Annotated in this window: 13 protein-coding genes; 3 read left to right on the top strand and 10 right to left on the bottom strand. The window is 39.9% G+C overall.

The window, feature by feature from the left end:
• From IEX94_RS11335 to IEX94_RS11350, 4 genes are all read right to left on the bottom strand, one after another.
• On the bottom strand, positions 1-537 hold a 537-nt coding region (locus tag IEX94_RS11335), incomplete at its 3' end, for a TetR/AcrR family transcriptional regulator (protein WP_188857486.1).
• Positions 538-652: 115 nt separating this feature from the next.
• Positions 653-3,106 carry a DNA topoisomerase IV subunit A gene (gene parC, locus IEX94_RS11340; RefSeq protein ID WP_188857456.1) on the bottom strand — a complete coding sequence of 818 codons (2,454 nt, stop codon included), beginning with the start codon at positions 3,104-3,106 and terminating at the stop codon, positions 653-655.
• Between the two features lie 68 nt (positions 3,107-3,174).
• Positions 3,175-5,130 carry a DNA topoisomerase IV subunit B gene (gene parE, locus IEX94_RS11345; protein WP_156856487.1) on the bottom strand — a complete coding sequence of 652 codons (1,956 nt, stop codon included), beginning with the start codon at positions 5,128-5,130 and terminating at the stop codon, positions 3,175-3,177.
• 1,052 nt (positions 5,131-6,182) lie between these two features.
• Positions 6,183-6,599 carry a CoA-binding protein gene (locus tag IEX94_RS11350; protein WP_188857459.1) on the bottom strand — a complete coding sequence of 139 codons (417 nt, stop codon included), beginning with the start codon at positions 6,597-6,599 and terminating at the stop codon, positions 6,183-6,185.
• 214 nt (positions 6,600-6,813) lie between these two features.
• On the opposite strand from IEX94_RS11350, the gene plsY reads away from it, so the two are divergent.
• The 3 genes from plsY (at position 6,814) to yidD (ending at position 8,785) form a co-directional block, all read left to right on the top strand.
• Positions 6,814-7,395, top strand: a complete 582-nt coding sequence (gene plsY, locus IEX94_RS11355) for a glycerol-3-phosphate 1-O-acyltransferase PlsY (RefSeq protein WP_156856517.1) — start codon at positions 6,814-6,816, stop codon at positions 7,393-7,395.
• A gap of 213 nt (positions 7,396-7,608) precedes the next feature.
• On the top strand, positions 7,609-8,544 hold the full coding sequence (folE2, locus tag IEX94_RS11360) for a GTP cyclohydrolase FolE2 (RefSeq protein WP_188857462.1): 936 nt from the start codon (positions 7,609-7,611) through the stop codon (positions 8,542-8,544).
• A gap of 1 nt (position 8,545) precedes the next feature.
• On the top strand, positions 8,546-8,785 hold the full coding sequence (gene yidD, locus IEX94_RS11365) for a membrane protein insertion efficiency factor YidD (protein ID WP_229782685.1): 240 nt from the start codon (positions 8,546-8,548) through the stop codon (positions 8,783-8,785).
• Positions 8,786-8,959: 174 nt separating this feature from the next.
• Here yidD and IEX94_RS11370 read toward each other — a convergent pair whose 3' ends face one another.
• The 6 genes from IEX94_RS11370 to IEX94_RS11395 form a co-directional block, all read right to left on the bottom strand.
• Complete coding sequence (locus IEX94_RS11370; protein ID WP_156856516.1) at positions 8,960-9,259, bottom strand: hypothetical protein; 300 nt, start codon at positions 9,257-9,259, stop codon at positions 8,960-8,962.
• Between the two features lie 2 nt (positions 9,260-9,261).
• Complete coding sequence (locus IEX94_RS11375) at positions 9,262-9,684, bottom strand: acyl-CoA thioesterase (protein WP_188857467.1); 423 nt, start codon at positions 9,682-9,684, stop codon at positions 9,262-9,264.
• Between the two features lie 238 nt (positions 9,685-9,922).
• The gene (gene tlp, locus IEX94_RS11380; protein ID WP_188857468.1) at positions 9,923-10,153 is read right to left on the bottom strand and encodes a small acid-soluble spore protein Tlp; all 231 of its coding nucleotides are present in this window, start codon (positions 10,151-10,153) and stop codon (positions 9,923-9,925) included.
• Positions 10,154-10,214: 61 nt separating this feature from the next.
• Complete coding sequence (locus IEX94_RS11385) at positions 10,215-10,799, bottom strand: TlpA family protein disulfide reductase (RefSeq protein WP_188857469.1); 585 nt, start codon at positions 10,797-10,799, stop codon at positions 10,215-10,217.
• A gap of 517 nt (positions 10,800-11,316) precedes the next feature.
• A complete protein-coding gene (acnA, locus tag IEX94_RS11390; protein WP_188857470.1) occupies positions 11,317-14,022 on the bottom strand; it encodes an aconitate hydratase AcnA in 2,706 nt (901 codons plus the stop codon).
• A 355-nt stretch (positions 14,023-14,377) separates the two neighbouring features.
• Positions 14,378-15,151: an ATP-binding protein gene (locus IEX94_RS11395; RefSeq protein WP_188857471.1), complete on the bottom strand. Its 774-nt coding sequence runs from the start codon at positions 15,149-15,151 to the stop codon at positions 14,378-14,380.
• Positions 15,152-15,169: the final 18 nt, after the last annotated feature.

The following is a 15,169-nucleotide window of genomic DNA, read 5'->3' on the forward strand; positions in this document are numbered from 1 at the left end:
ATCGGCTATTTCATCGATGCGCTTTTCTCCATTTCGCTGGTACCATTTATATGTCCAGTTCACCATACCGAGAATAGCCATCGTTGTAATATCAACGGATAAATCTCTACGGAAATTTCCAACAGCAATCCCTTCTTCGATTACATTTTGAATAATTGTTTTAAATTTATTCCGTTTCTTTTTGACGATTTCTTCATGTTCCGCTTTTAAATAAATGCTTTCTTGATAAAAGACGGTTAAATGAGCTTTATAAATGTCGAATACATTTACAAAGTCTTTGATGATTAGTCTTAATCTATCCTTGGGTGGCACATTCTGTTCATTTGCTTTGATGGCTCGTTCCAAGACATAGGTGATGAAGATATCATGGATAACAAACAATAGTTCATCCTTCGAAGTGAAATGGTGGTAAAACCCTCCCTTTGATATGCCTGCAGCGTCTACGATTTGGTTTACAGTGACGCCGTGGAATCCGTGTTGTTCAAATAAACTTAATGATGCTTCGATAATCCGTTCTCTTAGATCCGTTGAATTCATCCTCCCTCCAATGGAAGCGTTATCAATACTTTATCATATAATTTAAAATTGATAAAGTATAAACGTTGGGTTCTTAAAAAGCCTAGAGAATTCTCTAGGCTTTGTCGTTATTATTTTATTCTTTTTCATCCTCAACTTCGAAAGGTTTTTCGTAGGTGATTTCTTTCCAAGCTTCAGTTACCTCGCCGTCATGATCAGTGTCGATGACAAAGGAGCCGTTGCTGACGCGATCACTCATGGATAATTCAAGTGGATAGATCGAATGGGTAACTCCATTGGCCGTTTGAATGCTAATACTATCATTTTCATTAGCTGTAAAGAAACCTACGACGCGATGTGGCTTACTCTTCAATTCTCTTAACATATGGAGACCACGTTTCGCTCTCGTTGTTTTTTCGAACTCCGTAAGTCCCATGCGTTTCACAGCGCCCCGTTGCGTAACAAGGACTAAGGATGGGTCTGCCAAGTCTTCAAATATTTGACCACTTACAATGAATTCTTCGTCTCTTAAATTCATCGCTTTTACACCGGCTGTTCGCTGACCTGTCGGATTTACCTCAGATTCATGATACCATAGACCATATCCCGTATTTGACGCAAGGAAAATATCAGAATAACCGTTTGTTTCGTGGACGTCAATCAACTCATCGTCTTTCCTTAAATTAATTGCAATCATCGCCCGACCTTGTCGCTGGGTTTCATATTTGTCAAGCTCGGTTCGTTTAATCATTCCATTTCTAGTAAAGAAGACTAAATATTTCTTATCCGAAAACGCTTGGACTGGAATAACTCGCACCAGCCGCTCGTCTTCTGCAAGACTTGTAAAGTGTGAAATATGTGCCCCTAGATCCCTCCAGCGAATATCGGGGAGTTCATGGACAGGGAAATAAATAAACCTACCTTTAGTCGTAAATAAAAGAAGATGATCGGTTGTATTCAGCTCATAGAGACCGATTAGATAATCCAGCTCTTTCATTGTCAAATCATCATTATTCGAGGCACCATAAGAACGTAAACTCGTTCGTTTTAAGTAGCCATCCTTCGTAACAGATACAACTACATCTTCACTAGGAATGAGGACCTCGATATTTATTTTCAACTCTTCTATTTTTTCTTCCACTACTGTCAAGCGTGGTGATTTGAACTTTTTCTTGATTTCCCTTAAATCTTTTTTAATCGTCTTCATTAACGTTGCTTCACTAGCTAGAATTGCTTCATAGGATTGAATGTTCCGTTCCAATTCCTTTGCTTCATTTTCCAACTGGGTAATATCCGTATTCGTTAGACGATATAGCTGCAAATTAACGATTGCTTCAGCCTGAGCTTCGGTGAAGTCGAATGCTTTCATTAAATTCTTCTTCGCATCCCCTTTATCTTTAGATGAACGAATCATTGTGATTACTTCATCCAGGATGGAGAGCGCTCTAATTAGCCCCTCGATAATATGAGCTCTATTTTTCGCCTTATTTAAGTCAAATGTGACTTGCCTTGTAACAACTTCTTTTTGATGGTTAATAAATGCGTCCAGTATTTGCTGTAAGGACATTAATTTCGGTGTCTTATCTTCAATTGCCACCATGTTGAAGTTATAAGAAACTTGCAGATCCGTATTTTTATATAAGTAATTCAATATTCCGGTAGCATCAGCGTCTTTTCTTAACTCAACAACTACACGCAAGCCGGTTCGATCTGATTCATCTCGGACCTCGGCAATGCCTTCTATTTTCCGGTCAATTCTTAGTTCATCAATTTTCTTCACCATTGCCGCTTTATTCACTTCATAAGGGATTTCTTCAATAACGATTTGCTCTCTGCCACCACGGATTGCTTCTATCTCCGTCTTTCCACGTACAATAATTCTTCCGCGTCCAGTTTCATAAGCTTTTTTAATACCGTCTACACCTTGAATGATACCGCCTGTCGGGAAGTCGGGACCTTGCATTACCTTCATCAACTGTTCAACAGTAGCTTGAGGCTTGTCCATCCGCATGATAACAGCATCAATGACTTCTTCCAAATTATGGGGTGGAATGTCCGTCGCATAACCAGCAGAAATACCTGTTGACCCATTCACTAACAGGTTAGGGAATTTCGCAGGTAGAACAACCGGTTCAAGAGTTGTTTCATCAAAGTTATAAATGAAATCCACTGTTTCCTTATCAATATCCCGAAGCAGCTCGGAAGCGATTTGGGATAGTCTTGCTTCTGTATAACGCATCGCTGCTGGCGGGTCTCCGTCAATACTCCCGTTATTCCCATGCATTTCAATTAATTCCTCTTGCAGCTTCCAGTCCTGACTTAAACGGACCATCGCCTCATAAACGGAGGTATCTCCGTGAGGATGGTAGTTACCGATAACAGTTCCGACTGTTTTTGCAGCTTTCCGGAATCCTTTATCAAAGGTATTCTTCTCCATATGCATCGCATATAATATTCTTCTTTGTACTGGCTTCAATCCATCCCGAGCATCTGGGAGAGCCCGGTCTTGAATGATATATTTACTATACCTTCCGAAGCGATCGCCAATCACTTCTTCAAGGGATAGATCTAGAAATTTTTCTTGTTGCATCCGTTAATATCCCCCTCTTGGATTCATAGAGACATTGCTTCCTATTAAAAGAAAAACCACTATACACATTATTCTTTTCTTATTTTTTCATTTTCAATAATATTTGTTTCTTCATCCAAGCCAAATCTCACGTTCGACTCAATCCAATTTCGACGTGGTTCCACTTTGTCCCCCATTAGGGTTGTGATTCTTCTTTCGGCACGGGCAATATCTTCAATCGTCACCCGAATTAAAGTTCTTGTTTCCGGGTTCATCGTCGTTTCCCATAATTGATCCGCGTTCATCTCACCGAGACCTTTATAGCGCTGAACGATATAACCGTTTTTAAACGTATCTATTGCATCCTTCATTTCTTCTTCTTCCCAAGCGTAAACGACTTGTTCATTTTTACCTTTCCCTTTTGAAACCTTAAATAGTGGCGGCAAAGCAATAAATACTTTACCAGCTTCAATTAGATTCCTCATATACCGATAGAAAAACGTCAGTAGGAGTACTTGAATATGCGCCCCGTCAGTATCCGCATCGGTCATAATAATGATTTTATCATACTGAACATCTTCCAAGTCAAAGTCGCCACCGACTCCAGCTCCAATAGTATGAACGATCGTTGCGATTTCCTCGTTTTTAAAAACGTCTTCCAGCTTAGCCTTTTCCGTATTGATTACTTTACCTCTCAACGGCAGGACAGCTTGGAATTTACGATCTCTCCCTTGCTTAGCTGACCCACCCGCAGAGTCTCCTTCCACGAGGTATAATTCATTTTTCTGAGGGTTCCTAGACTGGGCAGGAGTTAACTTTCCACTTAGAAGTGCATCTTTTCTTTTACGTCTCTTCCCTGTCCGGGCCTCTTCCCGCGCTTTTCGGGCAGCTTCTCTCGCTTCTTTCGCTTTAATGGATTTATTAACCAGAAGTTTTGAAGTCTCCGCATTTTCTTCGAGGAAATATGCAAGCTGTTCCGATATAACAGCATCAACTGCTGAGCGGGCTTCAGGAGTACCGAGCTTCGATTTCGTCTGTCCTTCAAACTGCAGCAAATTTTCCGGTATCCGGACAGAAACAATCGCAGTTAAACCTTCTCTTACATCTGTTCCTTCCAGGTTTTTATCCTTTTCTTTTAAAATTGAAGTTCTTCTAGCATATTCATTGATTGTCCTCGTAATTGCACTTCTTGCACCGAATTCATGGGTTCCTCCGTCTTTTGTACGTACATGATTCACAAAAGAAAGCATGCTTTCAGCGTACCCATCATTAAATTGGAAAGCGAATTCTACTTGAATCCCATTACTTTCCCCTTCAAAGAAGGCAACAGAATGAAGAACATCTTTCTCTTCATTCAAATAATCGACAAACGACTTCAATCCATCGGGATATTGGAAAACATCCTTCGTTTCTGAACGTTCATCTTCTAGTTCAATTTGCAGATTTTTTAATAGAAATGCTGATTCACGAAGTCTTTCAGAGATTGTTTCATAGTCATAAACTATTGATGTAAAAATGGATTCATCCGGTTTAAAGTGAATGATCGTACCTGTTCTCCTCGTTGGTTTTCCTTTTTCAAGAGTGCCAACCGGATTTCCGCCATTTTCAAACCGTTGAAAGTAGGTATAGCCATCTCGAAAAACGGTGATCTCCATCCATTCGGAAAGAGCATTCACGACAGAAGCCCCAACACCATGAAGTCCGCCACTCGTCTTATAGCCACCTTGCCCAAACTTACCACCTGCATGGAGAACGGTAAAGATGACTTCTACTGTCGGGACACCTGTTGCATGCATTCCGGTTGGAATACCCCTCCCTTTATCCGAAACGGAAATACTATTATCTTTATGTATCGTCACTTTGATTTCATTTCCATAGCCGGACAACGCTTCATCTACCGCATTATCCACGATTTCAAAGACGAGATGATGAAGTCCTCTTTCATCGGTACTTCCAATATACATACCAGGTCTTTTTCTGACCGCATCTAGTCCTTCTAATACTTGGATGGAATCATCGCTATATCGATTTGCTTGATTAGCCAATTTCTGATTTTCCCCTTTCCACCTGAAATCATTCACTGCTTTATTCCCTGCTAAACATTTTCTTTTCCTATATTATAATAGAACAAATGTTTGTAGAAGTAAATATAAACATTGCAATCATAAGCTTTCACTAAACTATCTTAACCTAAAAATAGAAAAAAATATACTGTAAGCATGATTTTCATTGCTTTCTTAATCCTAAAATACTTAACTTGCGCAGTCCGAAATCATTAGTAATCCTTTAATGTAATTAGAAATATCGGGAATTTATTATCGTTATTCACGCGCTTCAAAAACTTGTCCCGATGTCTCAACAGTTCCCTCCTAAAATCAACGACAAGAAATTACTTATCACTTCTATTCGGCGTAAGTATTTTGCTCGTTCACTAGGCTAGCTCTCTAATCGTGGTTCAGTTGCCCGGAGGACGAATGCGTATCCTAGGGATCTGCGCTGAGCCTCGACGCACAGTACGTGCTAATGCAGACGTTGCCACAGGACATTCCGAACGTAGTCTGCTTGGAAGAAAGGCACTTCCTGCGGGGTCTCATCGTCTCCGCCTTCCCGCAGGAGTCACCGTCCTCCGGGCAACTGAACTAGTATGGATAATTATTATGAACAGAAGTTATTCTATCATGAAATCCATGATAAATATTGCATTTCCGTAATATTGAATAGTGTACTAAATCAAGACTTTCCTCGGAGCAGTCCAGACACCTCGAGACTCCTGCAGGAGGCCGGCTAAGTACGGTCACGTCCTGTGACCAATGCCGGCATTAGAACTTCCTGTTCGTCGATAGGCCTAGGTGAGACCCCGCAGGGCGGTAGCCCGAGGAGTAACCTGGCCGCCTGCGGAAAGCGAGAGGTGTCTGGACTGCGGACCTCCAGATGAAAGTTGCAATTACGCTGAATAGAAGTGATTAGCAATTTAATTGTGAAATATGTTTTTGCTTTCATATTTTCAAATGTGAAAGTTGAGTGAGAAACATCAAATCTATTGTAAAATCCATGGGAAAAAAAGAACAGGATGAATCTATTCACCCTGTTGCTCTGTCTATTTAACTAATACGGAATGGACTACTTTAATGCAGAGGTCCATAATGACAGTAAAGTCTCTTTCTTTCAAGTAATGATAAGCTTCTTCATTGATGATGCCTTGTTGTGCCCAAAATACCCTGCAATCTGTTTCAGCTGCATCTTTTGCAACATTCGGCAAATGTTCGGGACGGCGGAAAACGTTGATAATATCAATTTTTTCCGGTACATCTCTCAGTGTTGGATAAGCCTTTTCCCCGAGGACCTCGTCTACAGATGGATTGACGGGGATAATACGATAGCCTTGTTCTTGCATAATTTTCGATATTTGATAGGCTGTCTTTTCTTCATTTTTCGAAAGTCCAACAACTGCAATTGTCTTTGCTTCGCTTAAAATCTCTTGTAATTTTTCTTTTGATGGATTTTCCCAGCTCATGTCTCTCATCCTTTCTCTAGGGATTGATACTTCGAGTCATTCTAGCCACATCATAAGGAGAATAAGCTGAATAGTCAACCATACCGTCTTCCGCGATGATACATATTCCCGCTGGGATAAGTAATAAATTCCAGCTAACAGTACTTTTTAAACGAAATCCATGATAAAATATTTATAACATGTGTTCAAATTGTTGATGAAAGTAGGATGAATGATGGAATATGTATTATTTGCAATTATTGCCTATTTATTAGGATCGATTCCCTCTGCATTATTAGTAGGGAAAATTGGGTTCAATAAAGATATTCGCGAACATGGCAGCGGAAACCTTGGAGCTACCAATGCATTCCGAGTGCTTGGAATGAAAGCAGGAATCATTGTTACTTTATCTGATATTTTAAAAGGAACAGTAGCAACGGTTATTCCAATTCTGTTCGATGCATCCGTACATCCTCTTCTTATTGGCTTGTTTGCGGTTATTGGACATACGTATCCGATTTTTGCCAAGTTTAAAGGTGGAAAAGCAGTGGCGACATCATCTGGAATTATATTGGGGAGTTTCCCGCTATTATTCGTAATCATGGTTACTACTTTTTTACTCTCCTTATATTTATCCAAATATGTTTCACTATCTTCTATCATAACTGGAGTGGTTACGATTATTATTTCGTTGTTTTATAAGGACATTGTCTTAATCGCCATTATTTCGTTTCTTACTCTGTTTGTTATCTACCGTCATAAGGAGAACTTGAAGCGAATTAAAAACGGTACCGAACCAAAAATCACATGGATGTAAAATAAGAAGTGCTCTTATCAAGGAGTACTTCTTTTTAGGATAAGAAAACGAATCTTTTCTTTCAAGAGAATAAAATTTACTGCATTGATTTTCATTATGATTGTGCAGTATGTTTACAAATAGCGGATAAATGAAGGTAATCCGTTTAAATTGAATAAGATTAGGCGTTTCGGTATACTGAAATTTAATCAATAATAGAAAGTAGGCTCGATTATGTCTCAAACAAAAAATAGTACTTTAAAACAACTTCCTCATAAAGAGATAAGACATAGATTATTCGGATCCGTTGAACCGATAGAAAAAACAAAACCGACTGAGAAGGAAAATATGCACGATATTCAAAACGAAAAAAAAGATTTTCTCTTTGAACTTGATTCGGTTGGAATTACAAACGTCAAACATCCCATTACTATTAAAAGCGACATGAAACCTACAACCCAAACAACAATTGGAACGTTCAGTTTTAGCTCTTCCCTGCCCCAAACGAGCAAGGGAACGAACATGAGTCGCTTTACGGAACAGCTGAACAACTACTATAGTGAAGGATTTGTTGTAAGCTTTACCTCTCTTAAGGCATTTACCAAAGAGTTAAGCGAACGCCTGGAGCAACAAGATGCTACAATCGAAATAAGTTTTCCGTGGTTTTTTGAAAGAAACGCGCCACATACAGAACTAAGTGGATTGAACCATGCTGATATCACAATGGCAGTTACGTATGACAAATTATCTGGTTATACAATGTGTGCAAGTCTTGGTGGTAAAGTAGCTACACTTTGTCCTTGTTCGAAGGAAATTAGTGAATATAGTGCCCATAATCAAAGGGGCAATATTACTATGGAGATTGAATTCACAAGTGATTTCACTGAAGGTGCTATCGATTGGAAATCCCATTTATTAGAAGCGGCTGAAAGTAATGCATCAAGCAGGCTTTACCCCGTTCTTAAACGGCCAGATGAAAAAGTTGTCACCGAAACCGCATATGAAAATCCGCGGTTTGTAGAAGATATCGTGCGGCTTGTGGCGGCAGATCTTTATGAAATGGATTTTGTCTCCAAGTTTAAAGTGAGCTGCCGAAATGAAGAGTCTATTCACCTACATGACGCGATCGCTTCTGTCAGTTTCGACAAATCTGCGAAAAGTAGTGAGTAACATGAAATATATCTTTATTGGACTCGTCCGCTTCTATCAACTTGCCATTAGCCCATATACACCTGCTTCCTGTAGGTTTTATCCAACATGTTCGAGTTACAGCCTAGAAGCTTTTAAACGGTTTGGAGCTTTGAAAGGTTTGTATCTCAGTGTGAAACGGATTAGTAAATGTCATCCACTCCATCCCGGTGGGGTTGATTATGTACCTGAAAAGAAAGAGAAACACAAGAACACCAGATAATTGGAGATTGACCCAATTGTCTGGTGTTCCTTTATCATGTTCAATCCGTCCGCAGATTTCTTTCTGCATGGAGTTTCGTTTTATCACGTTAACGGTCTGTAATATCCCCACCTCTGAACAGGAGGATAACCCAATATGTGAAGGGTGGAATTCCCCACTGAATGAAGTTTCACTTTATATATTAAACCGTTTAATCTGTTCCCAAACCGCTTCTTTAAAAAGAATTTTCCGTTGATACTCTCCAAATAAATCATAATGGGGGTACTTGTCTTTATAATCAATCCAATGGTCTTCAAGTCCATGGCTTCTTCCCCAGGTTTTTAATTTTTCAATATCGCCACAGCCCACTTTCGTTACCGTATCACATTCCGGAAAACGTTCATCAATCCAGTAATGTGTAAGGAACGCGATTTGGCCATTGCGAACTTGTAACTTCCAATGCTGCAGCTCTTCACGATTAATTCCAAAAGCCATCGTTATTCTCCTTCAACTTCTCCGCTATAAATTTCGTGCCATTCTGGGAATTTCCTCCTTAGCGATAAAGGACGAAATGTTTCTTTACTAACTATAACGTGTCTCGTCAAGCCCTTTACAGCGACCTCACCGTCTTCCCCGATCACTTCATACCCATATGCAGATCGAATCCCATCATATTCAGCTAACCATGTATCAATATGTACAGCTTCACCGTAACGGACCGGTTTGATAAAAGAAAGCTCTGCATCAATAACTGGTGATACAACACCATGCTTTTCCATTTCCGGATAAGATAGTCCTAACGCTTCAATTAATTTCGTTCTGCCAATTTCAAACCAGATTAAATAATTGGCATGGTAAACGACGCCCATCTGATCCGTTTCTTGATAACGTACTTCTATTGCTGTTCTTACCTTCTTCAAAACAAATACCTCCGTTATTTAGCCGGTTCTTCACTACTATGTATATGATTATCGTATCACGTTTGCGGCTGTCTGCAAAAAAACAAGACCCCAAATTTGGATGGTTGAGGTCTTGTTTTCCTTACTTTTCTACGGCAGCAAAACCGCTCCTGCGCCTAGCAAAGTCCAAGTAGCCGCAGTCACAGATGTTGCAAAGACAATCGCGCATCAGGCCTGTAAGGGCGCTTTTTATTCTTAATTATTTATTTTGATTTTGTGCTTCATCTTTAATTTCTTCACGAAAGCCTTCAATAGCTTCTTTACGACGTTTGTTTTTAGCTAAAATTTGCTCTTTTCCTATTTCGTCGGAGAATTCCATTGTTTCCTCGGCTTCTTCCATATTCTCCAACGTATCCTGGATCATATCCTGCATTTTTTCCACGTTATCACTTCGGTCGTCCGGTTTGGGCTTGTTTTTATCTGGTGACATACAACTTCTCCTTTCAACTGTAGTAGTTGTATGTTTTGCAGAATCAAGTGAAAATATGCAATTAATTTAAGGTATCAAGCATTTTTTCCATAAACTCATAATCCATTGGCCCTACATGACGCGGTTCCTGGATAACGCCATCTGAGTTGATAAAATAGGTCGTTGGCAATGTAAGTACGCCATACTCCTTACCAACTGATCCCTCACGGTCTAAGGGGCTCGGAAATGTATAGCCAAACTCATCAAGGAAGTCAATTACTTTCTCATCTTTTTCATTAAAGTTAACAGCGATTATTTTAATATCATCCTGATGGGCGTCGTAAAATTTCTGTATTTCAGGCATTTCTTCCCGGCATGGCGGACACCAGGTTGCCCAGAAATTGAGGATTACTTTCCCTCCTTTTAATTCGGATAGGCTAACTACTTCGCCGTCCAATGTTTCCAGTGAAAAATCGGGTGCAGCTTCTCCTGGTTGAATACCAACACTTTCAACAGGTGCAATCATCCCGCCTGAAACCGATGTATCACCCGTCACATCATATAAATTCGGCCCCGCTTCTTCTTCTTTTTTATCGGTGGCTATATTTCCAATCATAATTCCAACTAAAATAACAAGAAAACTAATTCCAAATATTACTTTTTTCACAACATCTCCCCCGATATTCATAAACCTTATATTAATAGTAATTTGTATAAGGATAGAAGTAAAGTTATCCGAGTCATTGTTCGTAAATTAGTCAAAAAAGCGGCTGTATGAACACTTAGCGGCTTTCTATTATGTGCAACCTGCACGGGCTATAGCTAGGTGATGAAAGTCCATACAAGGAACTGTTAGTTGAAGGCAAGGGTGTTAGGAGTGGTTCAGAATCTGAAGGAAGCAGGAAGCAAAACCCCAAACTGGCGAACATAAATTGTATGTAAGGCTTGCTTGGAATGGACGAGTTTGCATGACAAAACAAAGTCCGATACTGCACGAGTACCACACAGTAGATACAACAGTTAAATGAGAGGAAGGTTATAGCTTACCCGGGAAGGTTTCACAGAGGTTACTTGATTGAAAAAGATTTATCATGAGAAGTCAGCAGAAGTTGTACATAAGGTATGTGAGAAGGTCGACTAACCAATTAATGGTTAGTCACCTACTCAATTTTCACCTAATAAGTTTAAGCTAATTTTTCACGTAGAACCATTTGCAGAATTCCGCCGTGACGATAGTAGTCGATTTCTACCGGGCTGTCAAAGCGGGCAATTGCTGTGAACTCGGTAATTTTACCGTCTTCTGCTACTGCAGTGACTTTTACCGGGCTGTTTGGCTGAACATTTTCATCAATATCGACGTGGAACGTTTCTTTTCCTGTTAAGCCAAGCTTCTCAGCACTGTCGCCTTTTGCAAATTGAAGTGGTAATACTCCCATCATAACTAGGTTAGAACGGTGGATACGTTCATAGCTTTCCACGATAACTGTCTTAATTCCTAAAAGGTTCGTACCTTTAGCAGCCCAGTCACGGGAAGATCCCATTCCATAGTCTTTACCACCGATAACAACTAATCCAGTGTTGTCTTCTTTATATTTCATCGCTGCATCGTAAATTGGCATTACTTCTTCAGTTGGCCAGTATGTTGTGTAGCCGCCTTCGGTACCTGGAGCCAATTTGTTACGGATACGGATATTTGCAAATGTACCACGCATCATGATCTCGTGGTTACCACGACGGGAACCGTAAGAGTTGAAGTTTCTAGGCGATACACCTTTTTCCTGTAGGAATTGACCAGCAGGCATATCTTTTGCAATTGCTCCCGCAGGTGAAATATGGTCTGTTGTAACCGAATCACCAAAGTAACCAATTGCACGTAAGTTACTTAGTTTCTGAACAGTACCTGCCTCTTTCGCTAATCCTTCAAAGAATGGCGGGTTTTGAATATAAGTAGAGTCCTCATCCCACTCGAATAATGGTTCGTCTGTAGTATCAATTGCGTTCCATTTTTCGTTGGAGTCAAAAACGCTCTCATATTCTTTACGGAAGATTTCCGGTGTAACAACTTTCGCGACTTCTTCTTTAATTTCTTGTGCTGTCGGCCAGATATCATTCATGTAAACTGGATTTCCATCTCGATCTGTTCCAAGTGGATCTTCTTGCAGATTAATATCCACAGTACCTGCTAGCGCATATGCCACAACAAGTGGTGGTGATGCTAAATAGTTCGCTTTAACTAGCGGGTGGATTCTTCCTTCAAAGTTCCGGTTACCGGATAATACGGAAGAAGCGATTAAATCGGAATCAACAATTGCTTTTTCGATTTCTTCTAATAAAGGTCCAGAGTTACCGATACATGTTGTACAACCGTAACCAACAAGGTTAAAGCCAAGTACATCCAAGAACTTTTGTAATCCAGCATCTTCTAGATAACGGGTTACAACTTTAGAACCTGGAGCTAAAGATGTTTTGACATGTTCAGGTACTTTCAGCCCTTTTTCTACTGCATTTTTCGCAACTAAACCTGCACCTAACATAACATACGGGTTAGATGTGTTTGTACAAGATGTAATTGCAGCGATTGCAAGGGATCCTGTCTTCATAACAGATTCATTACCGTTTTTATGAGTAACCTTTACTTCTTTATCGAATTCGGATTTATCTTTTCCAAATCCTTGGTTGCCTTCAGGAGCTGTAATCGCCTTCCTGAATTCTTTTTGCATATTAGATAAAGAAATCAAATCTTGCGGACGCTTAGGACCAGATAAATTCGGCTCTAGTTCAGACAAATCGATGATGACAACGTCTGTATATTCTGGATCGCCATCTTCCGGGTCGTACCATAGACAGTTTTCTTTACTATATTTCTCAACAAGGTCAATTAGTTCTTGACTGCGCCCTGTCAAGTGTAAGTAGCTTAATGTCTCTTCGTCTACAGGGAAGAAACCACAAGTTGCACCATACTCAGGCGCCATGTTAGAAATTGTTGCGCGGTCAGCTAGCGGCATGTCTTTCAGGCCCGGACCGAAGTATTCTACAAACTTACCTACTACGTTTTTCTCACGCAGCACTTGAGTAACTTTCAGTGCAAGGTCTGTTGCAGTAGTTCCGTTCGGGAAACTTCCAACAAATTTAACACCGATTACTTCTGGTGCTGGGAAATAAGATGGTTGACCGAGCATTCCAGCCTCAGCCTCAATACCACCAACACCCCAACCGAGTACGCCAAGCCCGTTAATCATTGTTGTATGGGAGTCTGTTCCCACGAGAGTATCTGGGAACGCCTCGTACTCTTTCTCTTCATTTTCAAGGGCGTGCACAACATTTGCAATGTATTCCAGGTTAACTTGGTGAACAATACCAGTTGCTGGAGGAACTGCACGATAGTTGTCAAATGCTTTTTGGGCCCAGTTCAAGAATTCATAGCGTTCAGCGTTTCTTTCAAATTCAATGTCCATGTTCGCTTGCAGGGCATTTGGCGTACCGTATTGATCCACTTGGACGGAGTGGTCAATAACTAAATCAACTGGTACTTCAGGATTAATCTTGTCTGGTTCGCCACCCATATCCACCATAGCTTTTCTTAAGGAAGCAAGGTCAACTACTGCCGGAACACCGGTAAAGTCTTGCAAGATAACACGAGAAGGTTTAAATGGCACATCTACACCCTTCGCGTCTTTCTTCCCCCATTTCGCAAGCGCCTCAACATGTTCGTCTTTAATTTGATGGTCGTCATGTTGACGGAGTACGGACTCTAAAAGAACACGTACAGAGAATGGCAGACGTTTAATATCGCCCAGCCCTTGTTCTTCTAGAGTTTTCAAATCATAGTAATTGTAGGTCTTGTCGTTTAATTCAAATTGCTTTCTCGCTTTAAAAGCATTCTTTGACATTCAATACTACCCCTTTCTTAGTTGCTACCAATCTTTGTTTTTAACAAACTGGTACATTATCATCCCATCACTCATTAAAAAAGAAAGAATAATAAACCTTTACCTATATACTATCGGATTGTAAGCGATAAAACAAATCATTCGCCAATTAACCTATATATTAAATAATTATGTTAGTTGATAAGTTTTACTTATATACAAATGACAGAATTTCCTTTACGGTAAGTTTCGCGATTCGTTTCACGGGCGCCTTGTGCTGCGTCCCCCGTCCTACCGAAGAACGTTTGTACTCGTATATCCAATAGTCGTAGTCACCATTAAAAAGAATGGACGGTCTACATTAGATTGTCCATTCTTAATGGTTCACCTTCGGGAAGATTAGTTGGAAAGTACTGCCCTTTGTCTTATTTTTGAAAAATTTGAGGGATCCGTTGTGTTGTTCCATTATTTCCCTTGTGATATTTAATCCTAAACCAGTACCATTTTCTTTTGTTGTAAAAAAAGCTACCCCTAACTGATCCATTGATTCCTGAGGAATTCCAATACCTTCGTCTTCTACATTAATAATAATATGCTCATCCGTTGTATCGACATAAATACTAATATCCCCAGGTTCATCCATCGCCTCAATTCCATTCTTCACTAAATTGATCAGTACTTGTTTAATCTGGGATGGATCACAATAAATAACCCCGGAGATTGCTTCATCATATTTAATTGTGACGTTTTTAAACTTTGCCTGGGATTGCAGCAATACGACTACATCATTGATAAGATGATGGAGGTGCTCATTTTTCTTTTTGTTTGAAGAAGGCTTCGACATAAACAGAAGTTCAGATGTTATGGATTCAATTTTTTCAATTTCATCTTCCATAATTCTATAATATTCATCCTTATGGTTTACTCCTGCTTTAAGTAACTGTAGAAATCCCTTTATGGATGTTAATGGATTCCTGATCTCATGAGCAATGCTCGCGGCGAGTTGACCTACGACTGACATTCTTTCCGCTTGGACAATCATTTCTTTTGCTTCTTTATAGGCCCTCAAATCTTTCAGCAAACCAGCCACATATTTCCTTTTCGTTGATTTATCTTGAATCCTGTAAACTAGCACATTATTCCAGGTCATCTATTTCAAACTAATTCA

The organism is Oceanobacillus indicireducens, from assembly GCF_014647195.1.
Taxonomy (GTDB): Bacteria; Bacillota; Bacilli; order Bacillales; family Amphibacillaceae; genus Oceanobacillus; species Oceanobacillus indicireducens.

Excerpts from the sequence above, each read along its gene's own strand:
- parC (WP_188857456.1), bottom strand. The coding sequence starts at position 3,106 with ATGCAACAAGAAAAATTTCTAGATCTATCCCTTGAAGAAGTGATTGGC.
- IEX94_RS11350 (WP_188857459.1), bottom strand. The coding sequence starts at position 6,599 with ATGAGCTGGGAAAATCCATCAAAAGAAAAATTACAAGAGATTTTAAGC.
- plsY (WP_156856517.1), top strand. The coding sequence starts at position 6,814 with ATGGAATATGTATTATTTGCAATTATTGCCTATTTATTAGGATCGATT.
- folE2 (WP_188857462.1), top strand. The coding sequence starts at position 7,609 with ATGTCTCAAACAAAAAATAGTACTTTAAAACAACTTCCTCATAAAGAG.
- yidD (WP_229782685.1), top strand. The coding sequence starts at position 8,546 with ATGAAATATATCTTTATTGGACTCGTCCGCTTCTATCAACTTGCCATT.
- IEX94_RS11370 (WP_156856516.1), bottom strand. The coding sequence starts at position 9,259 with ATGGCTTTTGGAATTAATCGTGAAGAGCTGCAGCATTGGAAGTTACAA.
- tlp (WP_188857468.1), bottom strand. The coding sequence starts at position 10,153 with ATGTCACCAGATAAAAACAAGCCCAAACCGGACGACCGAAGTGATAAC.
- acnA (WP_188857470.1), bottom strand. The coding sequence starts at position 14,022 with ATGTCAAAGAATGCTTTTAAAGCGAGAAAGCAATTTGAATTAAACGAC.
- IEX94_RS11395 (WP_188857471.1), bottom strand. The coding sequence starts at position 15,151 with ATGACCTGGAATAATGTGCTAGTTTACAGGATTCAAGATAAATCAACG.